22 protein-coding genes are annotated in these 26,092 nt (G+C 75.6%); 2 read left to right on the top strand and 20 right to left on the bottom strand.

What is annotated here, in order from left to right:
• Positions 1–93 precede the first annotated feature (93 nt).
• The 3 genes from ACK586_RS22330 to lspA form a co-directional block, all read right to left on the bottom strand.
• Positions 94–870 carry a CPBP family glutamic-type intramembrane protease gene (locus ACK586_RS22330; RefSeq protein WP_409332716.1) on the bottom strand — a complete coding sequence of 259 codons (777 nt, stop codon included), beginning with the start codon at positions 868–870 and terminating at the stop codon, positions 94–96.
• 3 nt (positions 871–873) lie between these two features.
• Positions 874–1,818 carry an RluA family pseudouridine synthase gene (locus tag ACK586_RS22335; RefSeq protein ID WP_409332717.1) on the bottom strand — a complete coding sequence of 315 codons (945 nt, stop codon included), beginning with the start codon at positions 1,816–1,818 and terminating at the stop codon, positions 874–876.
• A 63-nt stretch (positions 1,819–1,881) separates the two neighbouring features.
• Complete coding sequence (gene lspA / locus ACK586_RS22340; RefSeq protein WP_409332718.1) at positions 1,882–2,490, bottom strand: signal peptidase II; 609 nt, start codon at positions 2,488–2,490, stop codon at positions 1,882–1,884.
• A 222-nt stretch (positions 2,491–2,712) separates the two neighbouring features.
• Here lspA and mqo point away from each other — a divergent pair, with 222 nt between their 5' ends.
• A complete protein-coding gene (mqo, locus tag ACK586_RS22345) occupies positions 2,713–4,206 on the top strand; it encodes a malate dehydrogenase (quinone) (RefSeq protein ID WP_409332719.1) in 1,494 nt (497 codons plus the stop codon).
• Positions 4,207–4,263: 57 nt separating this feature from the next.
• On the opposite strand, the gene ACK586_RS22350 is transcribed toward mqo, so the two are convergent.
• Positions 4,264–4,881 carry an endonuclease domain-containing protein gene (locus ACK586_RS22350; protein ID WP_409332720.1) on the bottom strand — a complete coding sequence of 206 codons (618 nt, stop codon included), beginning with the start codon at positions 4,879–4,881 and terminating at the stop codon, positions 4,264–4,266.
• A gap of 426 nt (positions 4,882–5,307) precedes the next feature.
• The gene (locus ACK586_RS22355) at positions 5,308–6,807 is read right to left on the bottom strand and encodes a potassium/proton antiporter (RefSeq protein WP_409332721.1); all 1,500 of its coding nucleotides are present in this window, start codon (positions 6,805–6,807) and stop codon (positions 5,308–5,310) included.
• A gap of 108 nt (positions 6,808–6,915) precedes the next feature.
• On the opposite strand from ACK586_RS22355, the gene ileS reads away from it, so the two are divergent.
• Positions 6,916–10,101: an isoleucine--tRNA ligase gene (gene ileS, locus ACK586_RS22360; RefSeq protein ID WP_409332722.1), complete on the top strand. Its 3,186-nt coding sequence runs from the start codon at positions 6,916–6,918 to the stop codon at positions 10,099–10,101.
• A 25-nt stretch (positions 10,102–10,126) separates the two neighbouring features.
• Here ileS and ACK586_RS22365 read toward each other — a convergent pair whose 3' ends face one another.
• The 15 genes from ACK586_RS22365 to ACK586_RS22435 all read right to left on the bottom strand — a co-directional run bounded on the left by ACK586_RS22365 (position 10,127) and on the right by ACK586_RS22435 (position 25,955).
• The gene (locus ACK586_RS22365; protein ID WP_409332723.1) at positions 10,127–10,987 is read right to left on the bottom strand and encodes a hypothetical protein; all 861 of its coding nucleotides are present in this window, start codon (positions 10,985–10,987) and stop codon (positions 10,127–10,129) included.
• A 110-nt stretch (positions 10,988–11,097) separates the two neighbouring features.
• Positions 11,098–11,820, bottom strand: coding sequence for a DivIVA domain-containing protein (locus ACK586_RS22370; protein ID WP_409332724.1), 723 nt, complete (start codon positions 11,818–11,820; stop codon positions 11,098–11,100).
• A gap of 104 nt (positions 11,821–11,924) precedes the next feature.
• Positions 11,925–12,221 (bottom strand): YggT family protein, encoded by a 297-nt coding sequence (locus tag ACK586_RS22375; RefSeq protein ID WP_409332725.1) that lies wholly within the window; start codon positions 12,219–12,221, stop codon positions 11,925–11,927.
• Positions 12,222–12,287: 66 nt separating this feature from the next.
• A complete protein-coding gene (locus tag ACK586_RS22380; RefSeq protein ID WP_409332726.1) occupies positions 12,288–13,010 on the bottom strand; it encodes a cell division protein SepF in 723 nt (240 codons plus the stop codon).
• 13 nt (positions 13,011–13,023) lie between these two features.
• Entirely contained in the window at positions 13,024–13,782 is a 759-nt protein-coding gene (locus ACK586_RS22385) for a YggS family pyridoxal phosphate-dependent enzyme (RefSeq protein WP_409332727.1), read from the bottom strand.
• A 101-nt stretch (positions 13,783–13,883) separates the two neighbouring features.
• Positions 13,884–14,615, bottom strand: a complete 732-nt coding sequence (gene pgeF / locus ACK586_RS22390; RefSeq protein ID WP_409332728.1) for a peptidoglycan editing factor PgeF — start codon at positions 14,613–14,615, stop codon at positions 13,884–13,886.
• 61 nt (positions 14,616–14,676) lie between these two features.
• On the bottom strand, positions 14,677–15,963 hold the full coding sequence (gene ftsZ, locus ACK586_RS22395; RefSeq protein WP_409332729.1) for a cell division protein FtsZ: 1,287 nt from the start codon (positions 15,961–15,963) through the stop codon (positions 14,677–14,679).
• A 307-nt stretch (positions 15,964–16,270) separates the two neighbouring features.
• Positions 16,271–16,867 carry a peroxidase-related enzyme gene (locus tag ACK586_RS22400; RefSeq protein WP_409332730.1) on the bottom strand — a complete coding sequence of 199 codons (597 nt, stop codon included), beginning with the start codon at positions 16,865–16,867 and terminating at the stop codon, positions 16,271–16,273.
• A gap of 34 nt (positions 16,868–16,901) precedes the next feature.
• Positions 16,902–17,684, bottom strand: a complete 783-nt coding sequence (locus ACK586_RS22405; protein ID WP_409332731.1) for a cell division protein FtsQ/DivIB — start codon at positions 17,682–17,684, stop codon at positions 16,902–16,904.
• The gene (murC, locus tag ACK586_RS22410; protein ID WP_409332732.1) at positions 17,681–19,123 is read right to left on the bottom strand and encodes a UDP-N-acetylmuramate--L-alanine ligase; all 1,443 of its coding nucleotides are present in this window, start codon (positions 19,121–19,123) and stop codon (positions 17,681–17,683) included. Before murC ends, ACK586_RS22405 begins: the two co-directional genes overlap by 4 nt.
• Positions 19,120–20,262, bottom strand: coding sequence for an undecaprenyldiphospho-muramoylpentapeptide beta-N-acetylglucosaminyltransferase (gene murG / locus ACK586_RS22415; RefSeq protein WP_409332733.1), 1,143 nt, complete (start codon positions 20,260–20,262; stop codon positions 19,120–19,122). The genes murC and murG overlap by 4 nt, the downstream gene beginning before the upstream one ends.
• Positions 20,259–21,662 carry a putative lipid II flippase FtsW gene (gene ftsW / locus ACK586_RS22420; protein ID WP_409332734.1) on the bottom strand — a complete coding sequence of 468 codons (1,404 nt, stop codon included), beginning with the start codon at positions 21,660–21,662 and terminating at the stop codon, positions 20,259–20,261. Before ftsW ends, murG begins: the two co-directional genes overlap by 4 nt.
• Positions 21,663–21,913: 251 nt before the next feature.
• On the bottom strand, positions 21,914–22,993 hold the full coding sequence (gene mraY / locus ACK586_RS22425; RefSeq protein ID WP_409332735.1) for a phospho-N-acetylmuramoyl-pentapeptide-transferase: 1,080 nt from the start codon (positions 22,991–22,993) through the stop codon (positions 21,914–21,916).
• A complete protein-coding gene (locus ACK586_RS22430; protein ID WP_409332736.1) occupies positions 22,990–24,402 on the bottom strand; it encodes a UDP-N-acetylmuramoyl-tripeptide--D-alanyl-D-alanine ligase in 1,413 nt (470 codons plus the stop codon). Before ACK586_RS22430 ends, mraY begins: the two co-directional genes overlap by 4 nt.
• Positions 24,399–25,955 carry a UDP-N-acetylmuramoyl-L-alanyl-D-glutamate--2,6-diaminopimelate ligase gene (locus ACK586_RS22435; RefSeq protein ID WP_409332737.1) on the bottom strand — a complete coding sequence of 519 codons (1,557 nt, stop codon included), beginning with the start codon at positions 25,953–25,955 and terminating at the stop codon, positions 24,399–24,401. Before ACK586_RS22435 ends, ACK586_RS22430 begins: the two co-directional genes overlap by 4 nt.
• Positions 25,956–26,092: the final 137 nt, after the last annotated feature.

Consider the following 26,092-nt stretch of genomic DNA (forward strand, 5'->3'; position numbering starts at 1 on the left):
CCGAGGCGTCCTCTACGACGAGGGCGTCCACCAAGCCAACCGCAACCGAGCCCTCGGCAACGCCGCCTGAGCCGGTGGTTGACAGAGGGTGTCTCACCGGGCGCCCATGGGCGGGAGGGCGCGGGCGGGAACGGCGAGGAAGCGCAGGTCGATCAGGGCGTGCAGCAGCACGGGCAGCAGCAGCGAGCCGGTGTCCAGGTACAGCGCCGCCATGACCGCCCCGAGCACGCCGGTGGTCACCACGCCCCCCACGCCCTGGTAGGCGTGCGCCAGGCCGAAGGCCACGGCGGCCACCGCCACCAGCACGCCCGCCGGCAGGTCGCCGGCGACCGCGGCGACCACGGCCAGGAAGAACCCGCGGTAGAGCCACTCCTCGCAGACGCCCGCGGTCACCCCCACCACGGTGAACAGCCGGCGCTCGGCGCGGGTGCGCGGCAGCAGCGCCAGCGTCGCGTGCACCGGCAGCTCGGCGTGCCGGCCCTCGCCGTCGACACGGACCGGCGGCCGGACGAGCGCGCCGCCCCGCAGGACGCGGGTCGAGGCGACGACGAAGACGACGACGAGCAGTGCGAGGGTCCCGGCCACCGGCCCCGGCCAGCCGTCCGGCCACGCCAGCCCGACCGCCGCGGCGTCCACCCCCGGCGCGGACAGCCAGATGACGAGCGCGAGCAGCGCCAGCCCCCACTCGAGGACCAGCAGCCGCCGGTAGAACGAGCGGCGGGCGCCGGCATCGGTGCGCAGCCGGCCCTCGAACCGCCGGTGCAGGACGGCGCCGACCACCGGCTCCCCCACCACCAGGTAGGCAGCCACCACGACGGCCGACAGCGCGGCCGGACCGTAGTCGGCCAGCGACACCGGCAGCCCGTCCACGGGTCAGCCCTGGGCCTCGGCCCGCAGGACCGCCAGCGCGCCGGCGAGGTCGGCGGGGTAGTCGCTGGTGAACTCGACCCAGCGGCCGTCGGCCGGGTGCTCGAATCCGAGCCGGACCGCGTGCAGCCACTGCCGACCGACACCCAGGCGGGCGGCCAGCGTCGGGTCGGCGCCGTAGGTCGTGTCGCCGACGCAGGGGTGGCGCAGCGCGGAGAAGTGCACGCGGATCTGGTGGGTGCGGCCGGTCTCGAGGTGGATGCCGACCAGGCTGGCGGCGGGGAACGCCTCGAGCACCTCGTAATGGGTCACCGAGGGCCGGCCGCCGGTGACGACGGCGAACTTCCAGTCGTGCCGCGGATGCCGGTCGATCGGGGCGTCGATGGTGCCGCGGGACGGGTCCGGGTGCCCCTGGACGAGCGCGTGGTAGCCCTTGTCCACCGTCCGCTCCTTGAACGCGGCCTTGAGCACGGTGTACGCCCGCTCGCTCTTGGCCACGACCATCAGGCCGGTCGTGGCGGCGTCCAGCCGGTGGACGACGCCCTGCCGCTCGGCCGCCCCCGACGTCGAGACGCGGTAGCCGGCCGCGGCGAGGCCGCCGACCACGGTCGGCCCCTCCCAGCCCGGGCTCGGATGGGCGGCGACGCCGACGGGCTTGTCGACCACCACCAGGTCGTCGTCGTCGTGCACCACGGTCATCCCGACCACGGGCTGCGGCGCGGGCGGCTCGCCCGGTGGCGGGGGCAGCTCCACCTCCAGCCAGCTGCCGCCGGAGAGCCGGTCGCCCTTGCCGCGTACCCGCCCGTCGACCACGACCACCCCGGCGTCGGCCAGGTCGGCCGCGGCGGTCCGGGTCAGCCCGAACAGCCGCGACAGCGCCTGGTCGACCCGCTGGCCCTCCAGCCCGTCGGGCACCGGCAGCGCGCGGTACGTGCCCGGAGAGCTGCTCACGGGTCCATTGTGACCGGCCGTGCCGACGGCGGGACGCACCGCCGCCGGGGGGTCGGCCCGCGCTCAGCCGCGCGGCCGCTCCTCGCGCGAGGAGCCGGTGCGGGAGCCGTCGAACTCGATGCCGCGCAGCGCCAGCAGCGCGCCCAGCACCCCACCGCAGGTGATGGCGGAGTCGGCCACGTTGAAGATCGGGAAGAACTCGCCGCCGGGCCCGAAGACGGAGATGAAGTCGACGACGCCGCCGCGCAGGGGACCCGGGTCACGGAACACGCGGTCGACCAGGTTGCCCACCGCGCCGCCGAGCACCAGGCCGAGCGCCACTGCCCAACCCAGGGAGAACAGCCGGCGGGCGACCCGCACGATCACCACAGACACCACCACGGCGATCAGGGTGAACACCACGGTGAAGCCCTCGGCGAAGGAGAAGGCCGCCCCGGTGTTGCGCGCGTGGGTCAGGTACAGCGCTCCGCCCAGCAGCCGGACGTCCTCGCCGCGGTCGAGCGTGGCGACGACCAGCAGCTTGGTGACCAGGTCGAGCGCCAGCACGGCGACGGCGATCCCGAGCAGCAGGCGGGTGAGCGGACGGCGGGAGGCGCCCGCGGCGGCCGCCCCGGCGGTTCCGGGGCCCTCGCCGGGACCTTCGCGGGCGTCCTCGGGCTCAGCGGACAGCACGCGCTCCTGGGGTGTCGGGGGGGCCGCAGCTCGGCCGGGCGGTCCCCCGACGATAGCCCGGCCACCCGCGCCGCTCCGCCGGGCGCCCCCGCCACCACCGGCACCCGCGTGATCCATCTCATGGCGGGTACGACGCATCTCACACCTCCGGAGGGGCGTGCCCGGGCCGGGAGTGGCCGATGGTCGTGAGTCGGACCTCGTACACCGGTCAGAGAGGCAGATGTGTCCACCGAGCTCGCCCCCGCCACCGACCCCGACGTAGTCCTCGTCGGCGGCGGCATCATGAGCGCTACCCTCGCGTCGCTGCTCGGTCTCGTCGCCCCCGGCTGGAGCGTCGCCGTCTTCGAGTCCGGACCGGCGGTCGCCGGCGAGAGCTCCGACGCCTGGAACAACGCGGGCACGGGGCACGCCGCGCTGTGCGAGCTGAACTACACCCCCGCCGGCCCCGACGGTCGGGTGGACCCGGGCAAGGCCGTGGCGATCAACGAGCAGTTCCAGCTGTCCCGGCAGTTCTGGTCGCACCTGGTGCGCAACGGCCTGACCGGCTCGCCGAAGGACTTCATCACCCCGGTCCCGCACATCAGCTTCGTGACCGGGGAGGCCGGCCGGGCCTACATGGCCCAGCGGTACGCCGCCCTGGCCTCGCACCCGCTCTTCGAGGGCATGGAGTACACCGACGTCCCGTCGACCTTCGCCGAGTGGGTCCCCCTCATGATGGCCGGGCGCGACCCCGGCGAGGTGGTCGCGGGCACCCGCGCGGCGGCAGGGACCGACGTCAACTTCGGCGCCCTCACCCGGCTGCAGCTCGCCGAGGCCGAGACCCGGGGCGTGCACGTGCACGTCGGCCAGCGGGTGAGCGACCTCGAGCGGACCGGCGACGGCCGCTGGAAGGTCACCGTCAAGGACGTCGTCACCGGCGAGCACCGCACCGTGCACGCCCGGTTCGTCTTCGTCGGCGCCGGCGGCGGCGCCCTGCCGCTGCTGCAGAAGGCCGCGATCCCGGAGATCCGCGGCTTCGGCGGCTTCCCGGTGAGCGGGGAGTTCCTGCGCACCCGCTCCCCCGAGCTGGTGTCCCGGCACCAGGCGAAGGTGTACGGCCAGGCAGCGGTCGGCGCGCCACCGATGTCGGTGCCGCACCTGGACCTGCGCCTGGTCGACGGCGAGTACTCGCTGCTGTTCGGTCCCTACGCCGGCTGGTCGCCGAAGTTCCTCAAGGCCGGGTCGATGTTCGACCTGCCGCTGTCGGTCAAGCCCAACAACCTCGGCTCGATGCTGGGCGTGGCCCGTACCGAGCTGGCGCTGACCCGGTACCTGATCGGCGAGCTGCTGCAGTCCCGCGCCGCGCGGCACCGCACGCTGCAGGGCTTCGTGCCGCTGGCCGAGCAGGGCGACTGGGACGTGATCTCCGCCGGCCAGCGGGTCCAGGTCATCAAGCGGGACCCGGCGAGCGGCAAGGGCGTGCTGCAGTTCGGCACCGAGCTGATCACCGGCGCGGACGGCACCATCGCGGGCCTGCTCGGGGCCTCCCCGGGCGCGTCCACGGCTGTCTCGGCGATGCTCACGCTGATGGAGCGCTGCTTCCCGCAGCACGCGGAGGCCTGGCGGCCCCGGCTCCAGGAGGCGATCCCCTCCTACGGGCGCAGCCTGTCGGCCGACCCGGTGCTGCTGGCCGAGGTCCGGGCCGACACCACGAAGACCCTCGAGCTCGTCGCCTGATCCCCTGGGTGCAGAAGTGCAGTTCTGCACCGGGCGGAATGGCGGTTCTGCACGACCTCAGGGGACGACGGCGAGCGCGGCCCGGATCCGTGCGATCACCTCGTCCATGGACCGGAGGTCGTGCGCCGCCAACCGGATCACCCGCCACCCGGCGGCCACGACACCGGCCAACCGCCCGTCGTCCTTCGTGATCTGCAGGTCGTCGAAGTGGTACTCGCCCTCGTACTCGACGATCAGTCGCGCCTCCGGCCACGCGAGGTCCACCGTCGCCAGCCATCCGCCTCCATCGACGACGTCGTACTGCACGACCGGGGCCGGCACGCCGGCGAGTGCCAGGGCCACTCGCACCCAGGACTCCGGCGGGGAACCGCTGCGCCGGTCGACCAGCTCGAATGCCGTCCGCACTCGGCGGGACCAGCGTCGCCCCTTCCGCGCACGGAGCAGTGCGGTGAGGTCGGTCTCGTGCAGCAGGTCCGTCCGCAGCATCTGGTCGAGCACTCCGACCGCCGTCGACGTCGTCTCCAGGACTCCGAGCTCCCACGCGGTCCGCGGGGGCGTGGTGCGCGGTGCGCCGTCGCCTCCAAGCTCGACGTCCGACGGCGCGATGTCGGTCCGGTGGACTCGGACACCGACCGGCCCCCTCCACGTCGACGAACCCGGGACGACGACCGTCACGGGGTCGCCGTAGCCCGGGGCAGGAGCCCCCAGGAGCGCGGCAGCCGAGCGGCCACCCAGAGCGGCTCCCGGGGGCATCAACAGCGCCGCCGCCCGGCAGCGGAGCCCGTGGTCACGAGTCTGGGAGGCATCGGCCCAGACGCCTTGGAGGACACGGAAGTACGGCCCCTCGGCCAGTCGACGGCGAGTGAGCAACCCCTCGGAGATCGCGTGCGACCCGACGAACACACCTTCCGGCCCCCGCCTGCTGATCGGCATGCCGCGGGATCCTGCTGCCGGGCGGCCTCCCGCACGGCTCCGGCGTCCACAGGTGCGCGAGCGTCCCCAGTTCCCGGCGCCCCCTCGCCGATTCCGTGCAGAAGTGCAGTTCCGCACCGTGCAGAAGTGCAGTTCTGCGCCGTGCAGAAGTGCAGTTCCGCACCGTGATCAGTCGGCCCCGGTGGGCGAGCCGGTCTCCCCGCGCCAGCTCGCCAGCCGGCCGGCGCGGCTGACCGCCCGCAGCCGGCGCTCGGCCTCGGCCCGCGAGCGCCGCGCCGACACCAGCAGTGCCTGGTCGCCGCGCATCAGCCGGGTGGTCTGCTCGGGCACGAAGGACCGCCCGTCCCGCACGATGAGGACGACGGCGGCGTCCTCGGGCAGCCGCAGCTCCGGCAGGTAGACACCGTGCAGCCGCGAGCCCGGCGGCACCGTGAGCTGCATCAGCTCGGCGTCGAGGGTCTCCAGCGGCGCCGCCTCGACCTCGACGTCCCGCGGCACCACCGGGGCCGAGATGTCCAGCTTCCGGGCCACCCAGGGCAGCGACCAGCCCTGCACCAGGGTGAAGACCACGACCAGCACGAAGACGGTGTCGAAGATCCGCTGCGCCCCGTCCACCCCCGCGGCGACCGGGAACGTCGCCAGGACGATCGGCACCGCGCCGCGCAGGCCCGCCCAGGAGAGGAACGCCTGCTGCCGCAGGGGCAATCGGAACCAGACGAGGCTGAGCAGCACGGAGACCGGCCGGGCCACCAGCAGCAGCGCCCCGCCGACGAGCAGCGCGGGGAGCAGCGCCTCACCCAGCCGGGTCGGCGAGGCGAGCATCCCGAGCAGCACGAACAGGCCGATCTGGGCCAGCGACGCCATGCCCTCGGCGAAGCCGACGCTCGCGCTGCGGTGCGGCAGGGTGGCGTTGCCGAGGACCAGCCCGCACAGGTAGACGGCCACGATGCCCGACGTCTGCAGCAACGTGGCCGTGGCGAAGGCCAGCACGCACAGCGCCAGGGTGGCCAGCGGGTAGAACCCGGACACCGGCAGCGCGACGCGACGCAGCAGCCAGGCTCCGCCGGCGCCCACCCCCACCCCGAACAGGGCGCCGCCGAGGAGCTGCACGACGACGTCCACCCCGACCAGCCACCACGGGTCGCCGGCACCCTCGGTGAGGTGGGCGGCGAGCACCACGACCAGGAGGATCACCGGCGCGTCGTTCAGACCGCTCTCGGCCTCCAGCGAGGCCGCGAGCCGGCGGGGCAGGGGCAGCCGGCGGAGCGTGGCGAACACGGCGGCGGCGTCCGTGGAGCTCACCACGGCCGCCAGCAGGAGCGCGAACCCCCAGGAGACGTCGAGCAGCCACACGGAGATCCCGGCGGTGACGGCCACGCTGACCGCCACCCCGACCGTGGCCAGCGTCAGCCCCGGCCCGATCGCCCGGCGCAGGTCCGCCCACCGGGTGGTCAGGCCGCCCTCGGCGAGGATCACGACCAGCGCGGCGACGCCGAGGGTCTGGGTGAGCTCGACGTCCTCGAACTGCACGCCCAGGCCGCTCTCGCCCAGGGCGAGGCCGAGGGCCAGGTAGAGCAGCAGGCTCGGGAGGCCCAGCCGGAGCGCCACGGCGGCGACCAGCACCACCAGCGCGCCGACCGCGAGCGCCACGGTGACCGTGGTGTTCACCGCCCGGCCCCCGTCACGGGGGCAGTCTCCCGTACCCGTGCCCGGGGCCGGTCCGGCAGCGTCGCACACCCCGGTCAACGCGCTCGACGGCTCGGGGACAATGGTGCCGTGAGCTCTCCCGGTCCCGTCCACTCCTCGCCCTCCGGGCCCTTCCGGGCGCTGCCCCCGCAGGTCGACCTGCCCGCCCTGGAGCACGAGGTTTTGCGCCGCTGGGAGGAGGCGGAGGTCTTCGCCCGGAGCCTCGCCGACACCGAGGGCCGGCCGCAGTGGAACTTCTACGAGGGGCCTCCGACGGCCAACGGGCGACCGGGCACGCACCACATCGAGGCGCGGGCGTTCAAGGACGTCTTCCCCCGCTTCAAGACCATGCAGGGCTGGCACGTGCCGCGCCGCGCCGGCTGGGACTGCCACGGGTTGCCGGTGGAGATCGCCGTCGAGCAGGAGCTGGGCTTCGCCGGGAAGCCCGACATCGAGCGGTACGGCATCGCCGAGTTCAACGCCCGGTGCCGGGAGTCGGTGCTGCGGCACGTCGACTCGTTCTCCGAGCTCACCCGCCGGATGGGCTACTGGGTCGACATGTCCACCGCCTACTGGACGATGGACCCGCAGTACGTCGAGAGCGTCTGGTGGTCGCTCAAGCAGGTCTTCGACAAGGGCCTGCTGGTCGAGGACCACCGGGTCGCCCCGTACTGCCCGCGCTGCGGTACCGGCCTGTCCGACCACGAGGTCGCCCAGGGCTACGAGTCGATCACCGACCCCTCGGTGTACGTGCGGCTGCCGGTCACCAGCGGGGAGTGGGCGGGCCGGGCCGACCTGCTGATCTGGACGACGACGCCGTGGACGCTGCCGTCCAACACGGCGGTCGCGGTCAACCCCGACGTCACCTACGTCGTCGTCCGCACCGAGCACGACGGCCGAGAGGCCACCGTCGTCGTCGCCGAGCCGCTGGTGGACGCCGTCCTCGGCCCCGACTCCCCGCGCGAGGTCCTGGCCCGCACCAGCGGCCGCGACTGGGAGCGGGTGCACTACCGGCGGCCGTTCGAGCTCGTCGACTTCCCCGAGGGGGATGCCCACTACGTCGTCCTCGCCGACTACGTCACCACCGACGACGGCACCGGCCTGGTCCACCAGTCCCCCGCGTTCGGCGCCGACGACCTCACCGTCTGCCGCGGCTACGGCCTGCCGGTGGTGAACCCGATCGACTCCACCGGCCACTTCCTGCCCGAGGTCGGCCTCGTCGGCGGGCGCTTCTTCAAGGTGGCCGACGAGTCGCTGGTCGAGGACCTGGCCGCGCGCGGCGTGCTGTGGCGCGAGCAGCGCTACGAGCACAGCTACCCGCACTGCTGGCGGTGCCACACGCCGCTCATGTACTACGCGCAGCCGTCCTGGTACATCCGCACCAGCACCGTCAAGGACCGGCTCCTGGCCGAGAACGAGAAGACCCGCTGGTATCCCGAGACGATCCAGTGGGGCCGCTACGGCGACTGGCTGCACAACAACGTCGACTGGGCGCTGTCGCGCGACCGGTACTGGGGCACGCCGCTGCCGATCTGGCGCAACGACGCCGATCCCTCCCGCGTGGTCGCCGTCGGCTCGCTCGCCGAGCTCTCGGAGCTGACCGGCCGCGACCTGTCCGCTTTGGACCCGCACCGGCCCTTCATCGACGAGGTCACCTTCACGCTGCCCGGCGAGGAGGGCACCTTCCGCCGGGTGCCGCAGGTCATCGACGCCTGGTACGACTCCGGGTCGATGCCGTTCGCCCAGTGGGGCGCGCCGTACCGCAACCAGGAGCAGTTCGAGGCCGCCTACCCGGCGCAGTTCATCTGCGAGGCCATCGACCAGACGCGCGGCTGGTTCTACTCGCTCATGGCCGTCGGCACCCTGGTGTTCGACCGGAGCTCCTACGAGAACGTGCTCTGCCTGGGGCACATCCTGGCCGAGGACGGCCGCAAGATGAGCAAGCACCTGGGCAACATCCTCGAGCCGATCCCGCTGATGGACCGGCACGGCGCCGACGCCGTCCGCTGGTTCATGCTGGCCGGCGGCTCGCCGTGGTCGGCCCGCCGGGTGGGCCACGAGACGCTGTCCGAGGTGGTCCGCAAGGTCCTGCTGACCTACTGGAACACGGCGAGCTTCTTCACCCTCTACGCCGAGACCAACGGCTGGGGCGGGCCGGGTGGGGACGGCGCTCCCCCGGCGGCCGAGCGGCCCCTGCTCGACCGTTGGGCGCTGGCCACGCTCGCGGAGGTCACGGAGGGCGTGACCGCGGCGCTCGAGGACTTCGACACCCAGGGCGCCGGCCGGCTGCTCGCGCAGTTCGTCGACGACCTCTCCAACTGGTACGTGCGCCGGTCCCGTCGCCGGTTCTGGGACGGCGACCCGGCAGCCCTCGGCACCCTGCACGAGGTCCTCGACGGCCTGACCCGGCTGATGGCGCCCTTCACCCCCTTCGTCACCGAGGAGGTGTGGACGCGGGCGGTGCGTCCCGGACGCGAGGACGCCGTCGACTCGGTGCACCTGGCCTCCTGGCCGCAGGTCGACGCCGGGGCCCGCGATCCGCAGCTGGTGGAGCAGGTGGCGCTGGTGCGCCGACTGGTGGAGCTGGGCCGCTCGGCCCGGACGTCGGCCAAGGTGCGCACCCGCCAGCCGCTGGCCCGCGCGCTGGTGGCCGCTCCGGGCTGGGCTCAGCTGCCCCGCGACCTGGTCGCCGAGGTCGCCGACGAGCTCAACGTGCTGGAGCTGACCGAGCTCTCGGCGGTGGAGGGCGAGCTCGTCGACGTGAGCGTCAAGGTCGACTTCCGCGCGGTCGGACGCCGGCTGGGCAAGCGGGTGCAGGCGGTGGCGACGGCCGTGGCCGCCGCCGACGCCCGCGCGCTGGTGGCCGACTACCGCGCCGGCACCGCGTCGGTGGACGTCGACGGCGAGGTCGTGCCCCTGGCCGAGGGCGACCTGGTGGTGACCGAGACCCCGCGGCAGGGCTGGACCGTGGCCAGCGGTGGCGGGCTGACCGTCGCGCTGGACCTCGCCCTCACCCCCGAGCTGGAGCGCGCCGGGCTGCTCCGGGAGGCCGTCCGGCTGGTGCAGGAGGCCCGCAAGGCCGCCGGGCTGGCCGTCGGCGACCGGATCGAGCTGCGCTGGACCGGTGAGGGCCCGATCGCCCAGGCGCTGACCGAGCAGGCCGGGTCGGTGGCCGCCGAGGTGCTCGCGACCGCGGTGCACGCCGGCACGTCCGGGGAGGGCCCCGGGGTGGAGGGTCCCGGCGGCTCGCGCTTCTGGGTGGTCCGCGCCGGCTGAGCGATCCGCCGGGCCGCGGCCCCGGTCAGGAGGAGGCGGCCCGGCGGGCGCGGGCGACGTCGGCCAGGTGGCTGTCGGGCCGGCAGACCGCGCACGGCGTGAAGCCGTCGCTGCGCGCCTCGCTGACCGGCAGCGGGATGGTCGGGCGCCCGCGCAGCCACCGGCAGCCGGTGAGGTGGTAGCGGGGGTGCTCGTCGACGACCAGGACCTGGTCGCGCAGGTCGACCACGAGCAGGATGTCGGTGACCTCGACGTCCTCCTCCGCCGGGTCGTCGCCGTCGTCGGCGGCCCGGGCGGTCGGCTGGCGCACCGCAGCCACCGGCGGCTCGGCTCCACCGTCACCGGCGGCCTCCGGCCCACCGCCCGACCCGCTTCCGACGCCCGCTTCCCCGCCCGCCGGCGGCCGGTCGCCTGCTCCGGCGCCGTCGTCCTCCGGCGCGATGCCCTCCGGCGCGACGTCCTCCGGCGCGATGCCCTCCGGCGCGACGTCCTCCGGCGCGGTGACCTCTGCGGCGGTGTCCTCCGGCGCGGTGCCCTCCGGCGAGGTGCCCCCCGGGGCGGTGACCTCCGGGGCGGCGTGCCGGGAGCGCCGTCCCTCCGGCGCGCCGCTGCCCGCGGACGGCGCGGAGGCGCCGCGGCCGGGCTCGTCCGCCCGGCTCCCCGCGCCACCGGCGGCCCGCCGCTCGGCGGCCCGGTCGTCGGCAGCGCGACGCTCGGCGGCCGGGGCGACGCGGGGCGCCGGCCGCAGCCGCACCGCGATGAGCAGGACGGCGGCCGCCGCGCAGCACGCCACGCAGCCCCAGTACAAGCTCGTCGTCCCGGTGGCCAGTCCCCCGACGAACAGGCCCAGTCCCGCGAGGACGAGCAGTCCGGCCGTCAAGATCACCGCTCGACTCTAGCCGGGCATGCGCCGGCACCGCCCCTCGAGCACGCACCCGTCCCCGGACGCGACAGGGCCCCCGGACCGATGCGGTCCGGGGGCCCTGTGCGGCGTGATCAGGCCGAGGCGTGCTGGTTCTGCCGGCCGGCCGGCGCGGGCTCGGCGGAGCCGCGGCCGTCGAGGTCGCGCAGGTGGGACTCGAGGTAGGACCGCAGACGGGTGCGGTACTCCCGCTCGTAGGTGCGCAGCTCCTCGATCTTCCGCTCGAGGCTGCTGCGCTTCTGCTCCAGGCCGCTGACGACCTCGGCGTGCCGGCGCTCGGCGTCCTGCTCCAGGGCAGCGGCCTTGGCGCGCGCCTCGCGCTCCATGGTCTCCGCGCGGGTGCGGGCGTCACCGATCATGGTGTCGGCGCGCATCTTGGCCTCGCTGACCATCTGCTCGCTCTTGGCGCGGGCGTCGGTGACCATCCGGTCGCTGGTGGTCTTGGCACTGGCCACCATCTCGTCGGCCTGCGCCTTGGCCTCGTTGACGTACCGGTCGGCCGTCTCGGTGGCCAGCGCCAGCATGCGCGACGCGCGGGCGCTGTCGTCCTCGCGCGGGGCCGGCGGCGGGGGCGCCTGCACCGGCGCGGGGGCCGGAGCGGGAGCCGGGGTCGGCTCGACCACGGTCGCCGGACCGCGGCTGCTGGCGCGCAGCTCGTTGTTCTCCTCGATCAGCCGGGCGAGCTCCGCCTCGACCACGTCGAGGAAGGCGTCCACCTCGTCCTCGTCGTAGCCCCGCTTGCCGATCGGGGGCTTCTTGAAGACGACGTTGTGGACGTCGGCGGGAGTGAGTGGCACCTAGCTCACCTCGGGTCGGACGGCGGGAACAGGGACGTTCTCGGACGAGCGGCGGCAGCTGCCACCCGACGCGCGGCGACGCCGCGGACTGAGCAGATCGGGACTCACGCGGCCCAGGCCAGCTGGGTCGTGATGCTGCGCAGGATGTACACGGCGATCAGGAGAACCATAAACCCGAGGTCCAGCCGGATGGACCCCAGGTTCAGCGGCGGGATGACCCGGCGGACGGCCTTCAGCGGGGGATCGGTGGTCGCGTAGACCACCTCCAGGCCGGCCGCGACCAGCCCCGACGGCCGCCAGCTGCGCGCCAGCACCATCACCCAGTCGACCACGAACCGCGCGAAGAGCAGCACGAGGAAGACGAGCAGCACCGACGAGACGATCGTCCAGAAGAGAGCCACGGTCCTCGCTCGTCCAGGGGCACCGTCGTGCCGCGCCGACCACCGGCCACGGACAGCCGGCGGCGCCTAGGACTGGTTGAAGAAGCCGCCCTCGCGGATCTTCGCCTTGTCCTCGGCGGTCACGTCGACGTCCCTCGGGCTGAGCAGGAAGACCTTCGCCGTGACGCGCTCGATACTACCGCGCAGCCCGAACGACAGACCGGCGGCGAAGTCGACGAGGCGCTTGGCGTCGGCGTCGTCCATCTCGGTGAGGTTCATGATCACCGGCATGCCGTCGCGGAAGCTCTCGCCGATCTGGCGGGCTTCGTTGTAGGTGCGCGGGTGCAGGGTGGTGATGCGGTAGGGCTGCGGGACCGGCGCCGGCTCGGGGGCCGGCTCCGGCGCCCGGGCGACCACGGGCTCGCGGACCTGCGCGGCCGCGGCGCCGCCCGCGGCGGTGGCGCCTGCCGGCGTCCGCGCCGAGCCCCCCGCGCCGGCGGTGGGGGCCAGGCCGAGGTTGCGGGCCGACCCGGCACGACGCAGGGCCACCGGCTCGGGCGCCGGCTGCGGCTCGGGTGCTGCCAGGTCGTCGTCGTAGTACTCGTGGCGCGGGTCGCCGTGCCGGTCCAGCCCCTCGCGGTGGCCGTCGAGGTACCCGTCGTCGTAGCCGTCCTCGGGGAGGTAGCGGCCGTAGCGGCGGTCGTCGTAGCGGTCGTCGGTCTGACGGGCGTCGTACCGGCCGTAGGCGCGGGCGTCGTCGTCCTCGACGAGCCCGAGGTAGATGCCCATCTTCCGCATGGCTCCGGCCATCGGACCTCCCCCTCTACTCGGACCCGCGGGGTCCGTGTGACTGGTGTGACTCGCGTGGCTGGTGAGCCTCATCTGACGGGGAGGGTAGGGGCCGGGCGCCGAAGATCGCGGTTCCGACACGCACGAGCGTGCTACCCGCCGCGACCGCCGCCTCGAGGTCCCCGCTCATCCCCGCCGAGAGCCCGCCGGCCTCCGGGTGGTCGGCGCGCACCCGGGCGGCCAGCCGGGCCAGCCGCGCGAAGGCGGCCGCCGACTCCTCCCCGCGGGGGGCCACCGCCATCAGCCCGAGCAGCCGCAGTCCCTCGCTCTCGGCGACGGCGTCGGCGAGAGCGGGGACGTCGGCCGGCGCGGCCCCGCCCCGGGCGGCGAGCTCCCCCTCGGGCCCGCCGAGGTCGACCTGCAGGTAGACCTCGACCGGCCGCCCGGTCTCCACGCCGACGCGGCCGAGGACGCCGGCCAGGGAGGCCCGGTCCACCGAGTGCACCACGGCACCGAGCCGGGCCACGGCCGCGGCCTTGTTCCGCTGCAGCTGGCCGACGAAGTGCCAGCGCAGGTCGACCCCGGCCAGCTCGGCCGCCTTGGCCGCCAGCTCCTGGGCGCGGTTCTCGCCGAAGTCGCGGTGACCGAGCGCGGCCAGCGCCCGGACGTCGTCGGCGGGCCGGGTCTTGCTGACGGCGAGCAGCCCGACCGAGGCCGGGTCGCGCCCGGCGGCGCGGGCGGCGGCCGCTATCCGCTCGCGCACGGCGCGCAGGGAGTCGGCGAGCGCGCTCATGCCGCCATCCTCCCCCGCCGCCCGGTTCCCGCCGAAGTGGCCACTTCGGCGGCTTCCGCCGAAGTGGCCACTTCGGCGGGAGGCGGGGACGGGGATGCTCGTCAGCCCAGCCAGACCACGCCCGCCTGGCGGCCGGTGACGCCGTCGCGCCGGTGCGAGAACAGGTGCCGGTCCTCGACCGTGCAGCGGGGGTCGTGCACGACCTCCGGGATGCCGGCGCGGCGCAGGACCTCCTCGGCCCCCGCGCGCAGGTCCAGCCCCGGGGTGCCGCGCCGGGTGCGGGTGGCCGCGGCCGGTGCGACCCGGGCGACGTCGGCCTGCATGGCGGCGGGGACCTCGTAGCAGGCCCCGCAGACCGCGGGGCCCAGCAGTGCCGACACGTGCCGGGCCCGCGCCCCGACGCTCGCCATCGCCGACAGCGCGGCGGGGACGACGCCCTTCCGCAGGCCCTCCCGCCCGGCGTGGACCGCCGCCACGATGCCCCGGTCGGAGTCGGCGAGCAGGATCGGCACGCAGTCGGCGACCAGCACGCAGAGCACGAGGCCCGGAGTGGCGGTGACGACGGCGTCGGTGCCCGGCAGCGGCCCCTCGACGGGAGCGTCGACGACCGCGACACCCGTGCCGTGCACCTGGTCCATCCAGACCAGCCGGTCGGCACCGACGCCGAGCTCACGGGCCAGCCGGTCGCGGTTCGCGGCGACGTCGGCCGGGTCGTCGCCGACGTGCGTGCCGAGGTTGAAGGAGTCGTGGGGCGGCGCGGACCGGCCGCCCCGCCGGTCGGTGACGACCCTGCGGGGTCGCACCGCCGCGGGGGCGGCCGGGGTGTCGCTCATCGGCCCTCCTGCAGGGGCCCGCGGCGAGCTCGCGAGCCGTGGGGGGCAGGGGGGTCCTTCCTCACTGGCGGAGGAACTCCGGGATGTCCAGCTCCTCCTCGAAGTCCTCGCTCGACAGCGGCCGGCGGCCAGCCGGGTTCGCGGCGACGGGACCGGGGATCGGCGGCAGCGGCGGCACGGTGATCCCGCCGGCGGCCGGCGCCGCGGGCCGCGACGGCTGCGCGGCGGCGGGCACCGGACCGGCCTGGCCGACCAGCCGCTCCCCCGTGGCCGCGGGAGCGGCCGGGGCGACCGGACGGACCGGCTGCGGTGCCGGCGCCGGGGTGGCCCGCTGCGCCACCGGGGCGACCGGCGCGGCAGCCGCCACGCTGCCCAGGCCGGTGTCCTTGCGGGCGCTGGGACGGCCGCTGTCGAACCCCGCCGCGATGACGGTCACCCGCACCTCGTCGCCCAGGGCGTCGTCGATCACCGCACCGAAGATGATGTTGGCGTCGGCGTGTGCCGCGTCCGAGACCAGCGAGGCGGCCTCGTTGATCTCGAACAGGCCCAGGTCGGACCCGCCGGAGATCGACAGCAGCACCCCGTGGGCGCCCTCCATCGAGGCCTCCAGCAGCGGGCTGGCGATCGCCTGCTCGGCGGCGAGCAGCGCGCGGTTGTCCCCGCGGGCGCTGCCGATGCCCATCAGCGCCGACCCGGCCCCGGACATGACCGACTTCACGTCGGCGAAGTCCAGGTTGATCAGGCCGGGCGTGGTGATCAGGTCGGTGATGCCCTGCACACCGGACAGCAGGACCTGGTCGGCGGTCCGGAAGGCGTCCATCACGCTGACGTTGCGGTCACCCAGCTGCAGCAGCCGGTCGTTGGGGATCACGATGAGCGTGTCGCACTCGTTGCGCAGCTCCTCGATGCCCGACTCGGCCTGCACCGCGCGCCGCTTGCCCTCGAAGGAGAACGGCCGGGTCACCACGCCGATGGTCAGCGCGCCCAGCTTGCGGGCGATCGAGGCGACGACGGGCGCGCCGCCGGTGCCGGTGCCGCCTCCCTCGCCGGCCGTGACGAAGACCATGTCGGCGCCCTTGAGCACCTCCTCGATCTCCTCGCGGTGGTCCTCGGCGGCCTGCCGCCCGACGTCGGGCTGCGCGCCGGCGCCCAGCCCGCGGGTGAGCTCGCGGCCGACGTCGAGCTTGACGTCGGCATCGCTCATCAGCAGCGCCTGCGCGTCGGTGTTGATGGCGATGAACTCGACCCCCTTCAGGCCGACCTCGATCATCCGATTGACCGCGTTCACCCCGCCGCCGCCGATGCCGACGACCTTGATGACCGCGAGGTAGTTGTGCGGAGGTGTCATGTGGGGCTCCCGACCTCGACCCTCATCCTCAAGTAAAGCCTTATAGTTATGTCAACTGGGTCGACGCGGACGAAGCTAGGTGTGGCCAGAGGGGCGGACAAGCACCGCCACGAGCCCGGCGTGTCGCATCGGCAGGACCTCACGGGACACCGGCGACCCGGTGGTCACTTCGGCACCACTGATCGTGACGACCCGCGGCGATTCCGTCTCACGTCCCGGTCCAGCGCCCCCGACCCGCCGGGGCGAGGAAACTTCCCGGCGACATGCCGCTCGGGCGTGTCGCGGTCGCTCGGTGTGTCGGGCCCGCTCACTCCCGCGGCAGGCGCCCCATCAGGAAGAACTCCGGGTTCGGCGGGATCGCCGCCCAGTGCGCGAGCCGGTTGGACAGGGCGAAGAGGGCCACGATGGCGCCCACGTCCCAGACGTCGTCCTCGGTGAGCCCGTGCCCGCGCAGCCGCTCCTGGTCGGCGACCGTCACGGTCGCCGGGTCCACGGCCAGCCGGACCGCCACGTCCAGCACCGCGTGCAGGCGGGCGGACAGCGGCGCCTTGCGCCAGTCGACCGCGACCTGGTCGGCCAGGTACGGGTCGCGCGCCCGGATGCGGGCGATCGCCCCGTGGGCCACCACGCAGTAGAGGCAGTCGTTGGCCGCGCTGGTGGCCACCACGACCAGTTCCCGGTCCGCCCGCGACAGCGCCGGTGTCTCCTTGTCCATCAGCGCGTCGTGCAGCGCGAAGAACCCCTGTGCCTCCGCCGGGCGCCAGGCCATCGCCGCGAACACGTTCGGGAGGAATCCCGAGCGCTCCTCGACCCGGGCGTAGCGCTCGCGCAGTGCGGGGTCCAGGTCCTCGGGGGCCGGGACGGGGAATCGGCTGGCCGGCTGCGGGCCGGCGGTCTCGGTCACCGCCCCAGCCTGCTCCCCGCTGCGGGACCGCGCGCTACCGCAGCACCACGGCGGAGGGCGCGCTGACGTCGATGGTCGCCGCCGGCTCCAGCGCACCGGAGGCGATCTGGCCGAGCAGCGCGACGAGGACGTCGGCCTTGCCGGCCGAGTCCGAGGCGCTGCCCCACACCACGGTCGTGCCGTCGGTCAGCGTCAGGGTCACCTCGTTGCCCGACCCGGCGGCCACGGTGGCGACCTGCTCGCGGACGTCGCGCGGCAGCTCGACCAGTGCGGCGAGCCCGGCACGGGTGGCCGGGTCGCCGGGTCCGGGATCGGCGACCTCCAGCGGCACCACGCCGGCCGGCGGCTGCCCGGTCACCGTGTCGAACAGGACTCCCCCGGCGTCGACGAGCGACCGGGTGCCCGCCTGCGTGACGACGGCGACGGGCACCCGCTCCTCGACCGTGATCACCACGGTCTGCGGCCACCCGCGGGTCACCTGCACTGCCGCGACCTGCGGCAGCCGCGCGACGCGGGCAGCCGCGGCACCGGTGTCGACCCGCAGCAGGGGCGTGCCCTCCTCGACACCGGCGGCCGTCCGCACCTGCTCGGCGGTCAACGAGCCGGCGCCGTCCACGCGCACGGAGGACACGGCCAGCAGCGGGCTGCCCCACACCACCCACACGGCCACGGCGACCGCGACCAGCGCGAGCCCCACCCGCAGCGCCGCGCGGCGCCGCGGGTCGACCGGGCGCACCCGTCGCGGTCGGCGGCCGGCCCGCCGGGCGCCGGAGGGCGTGCCCCGCTGGCGGTCCCGGGTGGTGGCGGCGCGGCTCACCGCTGCGGGGTCTCCCCGGCGTCCCGGCCGGAGAGGACCGAGAGCACCTCGGGCCCGACCATCACGACGTTGCCGGCGCCCATGGTGATCACCAGGTCGCCGGGGCGGGCCCGGGCGGCGAGCGCCGGCGCCGTCGCCGACCAGGAGGGTTCGAAGTGCACGCGGTCGGCGGGCAGCGGCACGGCGTCGGCGACCATCGCCCCGGTCACCCCGGGGACCGGGTCCTCGCGGGCGCCGTAGACGTCCATCACCACGACCTCGTCGGCCAGGCCGAGCGCGTCGCCGAACCCGCCGGCGAACTCCCGGGTGCGGCTGTACAGGTGCGGCTGGAAGGCCACGACCACGCGGCCCTCCCCCGCCACGGCCCGGGCCGCGCGCAGCTGGGCGCGCACCTCGGTGGGATGGTGGGCGTAGTCGTCGTAGACCCGCACGCCGTCGGCCACGCCCTTGAGCTCGAACCGCCGGTGGACGCCCCCGAACCGGCCCAGCCCGGCGACGAGCCCGTCGGGAGGCAGCCCCAGCTCGAGGCCGGCCAGCAGCGCGGCGGCGCTGTTGCGGGCCATGTGCTCGCCCGGCACCCGGATGGTGACCCGGCCGAGCACCTCGCCGTCGAGGACCGCCGTCCACGCCGTGGTCTCGCTGCCGACCTCCACGTCGACCATCCGCAGGTCGGCGTCGGGATCGGTGCCGTACGTGCGGATCCGCGCGGGGGTGGGCACGCCGCGCAGCCGGGCCGACCCGGGGTCGTCGGCGCACAGCACGACGAATCCGGCGGGGTCGACGGTGCCGAGGAACCGGTCGAAGGCCTCCTCCACCGCGGCGAGGTCCCCGTAGTTGTCGAGGTGGTCGGCCTCGACGTTGGTGACGACGGCACCGTGCGGCGCGAGCAGCAGGAAGGAGCGGTCGCTCTCGTCGGCCTCGGCGAGGAAGACGTCGCCCTCGCCGGAGTGGGCGTTGCTGCCCGACTCGTTGAGGTCGCCGCCGATGGCGAAGGACGGGTCGGCGCCGCAGGCCTGCACCGCGACGGTGAGCATGGACGTGGTCGAGGTCTTGCCGTGCGTGCCGGCGACCGCCACGCTGCGCCGGCCGGCCATGACCGAGGCCAGGGCCACCGCGCGCGGCAGGACCCGCAGGCCGCGCTCGCGCGCGGCGGCGAGCTCCGGGTTGTCCTCCCGGATCGCGGTGGAGACGACGACGGTGTCGGCGTCGCCCAGGTGGTCCGGCGCGTGGCCGAGCTCCACCCGGGCACCCAGGGCGCGCAGCGCCAGCAGCGTCGGCGTGTCGCGCCGGTCGCTGCCGGAGACGCGCACACCGCGGGCCAGCATGATGCGGGCGATGCCGCTCATGCCGGCGCCGCCGATGCCCACGAAGTGCACGGCGCCCAGCTCGGCCAGGGCCGGGATCGGGTCCTTCCACGCACCCACCGCGGCGGCGCTCACGGCGAAGCCACCTCCAGGACGACGTCGGCCAGCCGCTCGTCGGCGTCGGGTACGCCGGCCGCCGCGGCGTGCGCCGCGTAGCCGGCCAGCGCGGCGGGATCGGTCAGCAGCGGCACGAGCCGCTCGCCGATCCACGCCGGGGACAGCTCCGCGTCCTCCACGAGCAGCCCTCCCCCGGCCTCCACGACGGGCAGCGCGTTGCGGCGCTGCTCCCCGTTCCCGATCGGCAGCGGCACGAACGCCGCCGGCAGCCCGACCGCCGACAGCTCGGCGACGGTGACCGCACCCGACCGGCAGAGTGCCAGGTCGGCGGCGGCGTAGGCGAGGTCCATGCGCTCCAGGTAGTCGACGACGACGTAGGGCGCCTGCCCGGTCGCGCGGGCGGGGACGGTCACGTCGGTGTTCTTCGGGCCGGGGGGGGGGGGGGGCGCCCCCCCCCCCCCCCCCCCCCCCCCCCCCCCCCCCGCGGCGGTGAGGACGTCGGCGGCGCCGGCGGCCGCCCGGTTGAGCGACGCCGCGCCCTGCGATCCGCCGAAGACCAGCAGCGTGGGGCGACCGGGATCCAGCCCGAACGCCGCCCGGGCCTCCTCGCGGCGCGCGGGCCGGTCCAGCGAGCTGATCGCCGTGCGCAGCGGCATGCCCACGTGCTCGGCGCGCGGCAACGGGGTGCCGGGCACGGTCACCGCGACGCGGGCCGCCAGCCGGGCCCCGATCCGGTTGGCCAGCCCGGGCAGGGCGTTCTGCTCGTGCACCACGACCGGCACCCGGCCCCGGGCCGCGAGGTACGCCGGCAGCGCCACGTACCCGCCGAAGCCGACGACGACGTCGGCGGAGAGCTCGTCCAGCAGCGCCCGGGTGTCGCGGACGGCGCGGCGCACCCCGCCCGGTACCCGCAGCAGGTCGGGGGTGGGCTTGCGCGGCAGCGGCACGGGTGGGATCAGCCGCAGGTCGAAGCCGCGGGCCGGCACCAGACGTGTCTCCATGCCACGTGCGGTGCCCAGGCAGGTGATCCGCACACCGCCGGGGACCGCACCGGCCCGGCGCAGTAGAGCGTCGGCGAGCGCCAGCATGGGCTCGATGTGCCCGCCGGTGCCCCCACCGGCGAGGACGACACCGACCGGGCCGGCCGGGCGGGTCACCGCGGCCGCCGCGGGACGTCGGGCGCGCCGGCGCGGGCGCGCGGCGGCGGCTGCCGCCGGGCCTCGCCGGCCCGGGACCGGTCGCTGCCCCGGCGGTCCCGGGGGGCCGGAGCCCGCTCGCGGGGCGCGGCACCGGCGGAGGCGGGGGGCACCCGGACGACGGTGCGGGCGCCGGGACCTGCCGGGCGGCGGGCGGGGCGCGCCGGCTCCTCGGGTCGCCGCCGGGGACGGAGCCGGACCGGATCGACGGCCCGGGCCGGCACGGGCAGCAGCGCGCGGGCCAGCCGGCCGCTCTCCCGGCGGCGGAGGTGCTCGATCGCCTCGGGCTCGGACCGGGCGAAGCGCAGCAGGAGGCCGGCGATGAACAGCGTCAGCACCAGCGAGGTGCCGCCGGCCGAGATCAGCGGCAGCGTCACCCCGGTGACCGGACCCAGACCCACCACGTACCCCATGTTCATCGCCGCCTGACCGACCAGCCACACGGTGATGGCCACGCTGGCCATCTGCACGAACCGGTCGGCCGAGCGACGGGCGATGCGGAAGCCAGCCGCCGCGAGCACGCCGTAGAGGGCGACGACCACCAGGCAGCCGAGCAGCCCCAGCTCCTCGCCGATGATCGCGAAGATGTAGTCCGACTCGGCCTCCGGGAGCAGGTTCCACTTCATGGCGCTGTTGCCCAGGCCCACGCCCCAGAAGCCGCCCGAGGACAGGGCGTAGAAGCCGCGGATGGCCTGGAACCCGGAGTCGGTGGGGTCGGCGAAGGGATCGAGGAACGACGTCCAGCGCTGCATCCGGTACGGCGCGGCGGTCACGAGCACCACGACCGCGACCGCCCCGGTGCCGAGGAAGACCAGCCAGATCCGCCAGGGGGCACCCGCGGCCAGCAGCAGGCCGCACAGCACCAGGCTCAGGGTGACCATGGCGCCGAAGTCCGGCTGCGCCATGAGCAGCGCGCACATCACGAGGAAGACCGGGACGAGCGGGACGAGCAGGCTGCGCACGGTCAGGTAGCCGGCCCGCAGCGCGAGCACGTGGGCACCCCACAGGGCCAGCGCGAGCTTGCCGACCTCGGAGGGCTGGAAGGTGCCGAAGCCCAGGTCGAACCAGGCGCGCGACCCGTTGAGCTCCATGCCGATGCCCGGCACCGCGACCAGCAGCAGCAGGCCCAGCGAGACCAGCAGCGCGACGGGCGCCCAGCGGCGCACCAGGGCGATGGGCAGCCGGACGGCGACCAGCGCGGCGGCGAACCCGATCGTGGCGTACACCAGCTGGTCGACGCCCGGCCGCCAGGCGGGCTGGTCGGCCAGCGCGGCCTTGATCGACGCGGCCGAGAAGACCATCACCAGGCCGATGGCCAGCAGCATGCCGGCCGCGCCGACCACCAGGTGGCTGCTGGTCATCGGGCCGTCGAGCCAGGGTGGGAGGGCGGGCAGCCGTCGGGGACGGCGGTGCGACGGGGCCTCGGGCACCGGAGCCGCCGTCCCGCGGGCGCGGCCGGCCCCGGCCCGACCTGCGGTGGGGTCCATCCCGCCATCGTCGCCGCTCCCCGGCGTGCGGCCCGGCAGCCGGCAGGCGTGTCGCCCCGGGGAAGGAGGACCTCCCTGCCCCCCACCACTCCCAGGCCCGCGGCGGGGCCCTGCAGGCAGGTCGTTCACAGGCCGGTGAACGACAGCCAGTCGGCGTAGAACAGGCCCAGCCCGAAGGCGACCGCCATCCCGGTGACCAGCCAGAACCGGACGATCACGGTGTTCTCCGTCCAGCCCGCCAGCTCGAAGTGGTGGTGCAGCGGGGCCATCCGGAACACCCGGCGCCGGGTGGCGCGGAAGAAGGCGACCTGGATCACGACCGACAGGGTGACCGCGACGAACAGCCCGCCGAGGACCACCAGCAGCAGCTCGGTGCGGGTGACGATCGCCAGACCCGACATCAGGCCGCCCAGGGCCAGCGAGCCCGTGTCGCCCATGAAGATCTTGGCCGGGCTCGTGTTCCACCACAGGAAGCCCAGGCAGGCGCCCATGGCCGCGACGGCGACGAGGGTGACGTCGAGCGGGTCGCGGACCACGTAGCAGCCGTCGATCTCCAGCGCCGTCGAGCAGTCGTGGGTGAACTGCCAGAAGGAGATGACGACGTAGGAGCCGAAGACCATCGCCGAGGCACCCGCGGCCAGGCCGTCGAGGCCGTCGGTGAGGTTCACCGCGTTGGAGAAGCCGGCGATGAACAGGTAGGCGAGGACGACGAAGAGGACCGGACCGAGCGCCAGCGGCGCGATGTCGCGGACGTAGGAGACGGTGGTCGACGCCGGGGTCACGCCGTCGGAGGGGAAGTTGATCGCCAGGATCGCGAAGGTCAGCCCGACCACGAGCTGGCCGACCAGCTTCGCCGTCTTGTTCAGGCCCAGGCTGCGCCGGTAGCGGATCTTGAGGTAGTCGTCGAGGAACCCGACGGTGCCCAGCCCCACCATGAGGAACAGCAGCAGGAGGCCGGTGGCGGTGACCCCGCGCCCGGGCTGGCCGAGCAGGAACAGGTGGGCGATCAGGTAGCCGCCGACGGTCGCCGCGACGATGACGGTCCCGCCCATCGTGGGCGTGCCCTTCTTCGACAGGTGCGACTCGGGGCCGTCGTCGCGGATCTCCTGGCCGAAGCCCATCCGGCGGAACCGGTGGATCGCCAGCGGCGTGGCCAGGATCGAGATGATGAGCCCGAAGGCCCCGGCGATGAGGACGGACTTCACGCGGCGGTCCCGCCGGGGAGCAGGTCGGCGGCGAGCAGCTCGAGCCCGTGCGCCCGGCTGGCCTTGACCAGCACGACGTCGCCGGGCCCGAGCACCTCCGTCAGCAGCTGGCGGGCAGCGGCCCGGTCCGGCACGTGCACCGACCCCTCTCCGTCCCGGGCGCCCGCCGCGCGGGCTCCGGTCGCTATCCCTACCGCATCGGGCCCCACGGCGACGACGAGGTCGACCCCGGCGGCCACCGCGTCGCGGCCGAGCCGCTCGTGCTCCCCGGCGGCCGAGGGGCCCAGCTCCGCCATCCCGCCGAGGACGGCGATCCGGCGGTCGCCGGCCATCCCGGCCAGCGCCGCCAGCGCCGCCCGCATCGACTCGGGGTTGGCGTTGTAGGCGTCGTTGACCACGGTGACGCCGTCCGCCCGGCGGGTGACCTCCATTCGCCAGCGGCTGCGCACCTGCGCCGCCGACAGCGCGGCGGCCACGGCGGCCGGGGTCATGCCCGCGGCCAGGGCGGCGCCTGCCGCCGACAGCGCGTTGGCCACCTGGTGCTCGCCGACGACCTGCAGCGCGACCGGGTGCTCCTCCCCCGCCGCGGCCAGGGTGAACGAGGCGCGCCCGGCCCCGTCGAGGACGACGCCGGTGGCGCGCACGTCGGCCGTGCCTCCTCCCGGGCCACCCTCGCGGCCGGTGGCGAGCACGCGGGCGCGGGTGCGCGCGGCCATGCCGATCACCCGCGGGTCGTCGGCGTTGAGGACGGCGGTGCCGTCCTCCGGCAGCGCCTCCACCAGCTCGCCCTTGGCCTGCGCGATCCCCTCGGGCGAGCCGAACTCCCCGAGGTGGGCCGAGCCGACGTTGAGGACGACGCCGATCCGCGGCCGGGCGACCGCGCACAGGCGGGCGATGTGCCCGACCCCGCGGGCGCCCATCTCCAGGACGAGGAACCGGGTCGACGGCTCCGCGGACAGGACGGTCAGCGGCAGCCCGATGTCGTTGTTGAACGAGCCGGGCGGGCTGACCGTGGCGCCGGCGGTGGCCAGCACCTGGCCGAGCAGGTCCTTGGTCGAGGTCTTGCCCGAGGACCCGGTGATGCCCAGCGTGACCAGTCCGCCCCCCGCCAGACGGGCGTGCACCGCGGCGGCCAGCCGGCCCAGCGCCGCCACCGGCTCGTCGACGACGACGCAGGGCAGCGCGCCGTCGTCCCGCGTGGTGAGCGCGGCGACGGCGCCGGCCGCGGCGGCGGCGGCGAGGAAGTCGTGCCCGTCGACCCGCTCGCCGGGCAGGGCGACGAACAGGTCGCCCGGCGTCACCGACCGCGAGTCGATCGTGACCGCCCCGGTCACCGCGGCGTCGGCGGCGCCGGCGGGGAGCCGGCCGCCGACGGCCTGCGCGATCTCGGCCAGGGTCAGAGAGATCACGGGGCGCCGACCCGGGCCAGCGCGGCGCGGACGGCCTCGCGGAGGACCTCGCGGTCGTCGAACGGCGTCACCACTCCGGCGATCTCCTGCCCGGTCTCGTGTCCCTTGCCGGCGACCAGCACCGCGTCGCCGGGACGGGCGCGGCGCACGGCCTCGGCGATCGCCGCGCGCCGGTCCCCGATCTCCAGCACCGCGGCCCGGCGGTCGGCGGGCACCCCGCCGAGCATGGCCGCCCGGATCGCGGCCGGCTCCTCGGAGCGCGGGTTGTCGTCGGTGACCACGAGCAGGTCGCTGCCCGCGGCGGCCGCGGCGCCCATGGCCGCCCGCTTGCCCGGGTCCCGGTCGCCGCCGCAGCCGAGCACCGTGAGCACCCGCCCGGGGGTGGCGTCGCGCAGCGCGGCGAGCGCGGTGACGACGGCGTCGGGGGTGTGCGCGTAGTCGACGACGGCCACGAAGGGCTGGCCGGCGTCCACCGGCTCCATCCGGCCGGGCACCACGGTGCCGGCGATGCCGCGCAGCGCGGTCTCCACCGGCACGCCGACCGCGTCCAGCAGCGCGACGGCCATCACCGCGTTCGCCACGTTGAACCGGCCGGGCAGCCGCACGCGGGCCGGCCAGGACCGCCCGCCGGGTCCGTGCAGGGTGAACACGGACCCACCGTCGGGAGCGACGGCCACGTCCGCCGCCGTCCAGTCGGCCGGGCGCTCGCCGGACCCGGCCACGGTGACCGCCCGGCGGCCCTCGAGCATGCCGGTGAGCCGGCGGCCGTGCGCGTCGTCGACGTCGACCACCTCGACGGCGGCGCGGCCGTCGAACAGCAGCGCCTTGGCCCGGAAGTACTCCTCGAGGTCGCGGTGGAAGTCGAGGTGGTCCTGGCTGAGGTTGGTGAAGCCGGCCGCGGCGAAGGGCACGCCCTCCACCCGGCCCAGGACCAGCGCGTGGCTGGAGACCTCCATGACGACGGCCTCGACGCCGGACCCGGCCATGCCGGCCAGCAGCGCGTGCAGCACGGGCGCCTCCGGCGTGGTCCGCGCGCTGGGCAGCGCGACCGGCTCGGCGCCGGGCAGCCGGGTGCGCGTCTGGACGGTGCCGATCAGCCCGGTGCCGCGGCCGTCGGCGACCAGCCCGGCCTCGACCAGGTAGGCCGTCGTCGTCTTGCCGTTGGTGCCGGTGATGCCGAGGACCTGCAGCCGGCGGGCGGGCTCGCCGTAGACGCGGGCGGCCACGGCGCCCAGGACGGCGCGCGGGTCGTCGGCCACGCACACCGGCAGGCCGGTGGCGCACGCGTCGGCGCGACCCGCGGGGTCGGTGAGCAGCGCGCGGGCGCCGCGCTCGGCGGCCGCGGCGGCGAAGCGGACGCCGTGCGTCCTCGCGCCGGGCAGGGCCGCGTAGAGGTCACCGGGGCGGACGTCGGACGAGGCGAGGGTGACGCCGGTGACCGCCGTCGCGGGGTCGCCCTGGACGGGCGGGCCGACCAGGTCGGCGAGCTCGGTCAGGGGCAGCGGCGTCGTGCCCGCGGGCCGGGGCGCCGCCCCGGGCACGGTCGGGGTCACGGGGCTCCAATCTACCGTCGGTCGCGCGCGGCCCCGTCCGCGACGCACGGGGGCCTCCCGCCCGTCCCGGCGGGGCGGCGGGGGGGGGGCCGGCCGGTGGCCGGGGGGTCGTCGGGTCCGTGGGTTGTGCTGGGCGG

It is taken from the genome of Trujillonella humicola, from assembly GCF_046233715.1.
GTDB lineage: Bacteria > Actinomycetota > Actinomycetes > Mycobacteriales > Geodermatophilaceae > Trujillonella > Trujillonella humicola.

What these genes read in the sequence shown, in the direction of transcription:
- ACK586_RS22380 (WP_409332726.1), bottom strand. Translation starts at nt 13,010, where the DNA reads ATGGCCGGAGCCATGCGGAAGATGGGCATCTACCTCGGGCTCGTCGAG.
- ACK586_RS22385 (WP_409332727.1), bottom strand. Translation starts at nt 13,782, where the DNA reads ATGAGCGCGCTCGCCGACTCCCTGCGCGCCGTGCGCGAGCGGATAGCG.
- pgeF (WP_409332728.1), bottom strand. Translation starts at nt 14,615, where the DNA reads ATGAGCGACACCCCGGCCGCCCCCGCGGCGGTGCGACCCCGCAGGGTC.
- ftsZ (WP_409332729.1), bottom strand. Translation starts at nt 15,963, where the DNA reads ATGACACCTCCGCACAACTACCTCGCGGTCATCAAGGTCGTCGGCATC.
- ftsW (WP_409332734.1), bottom strand. Translation starts at nt 21,662, where the DNA reads ATGACCAGCAGCCACCTGGTGGTCGGCGCGGCCGGCATGCTGCTGGCC.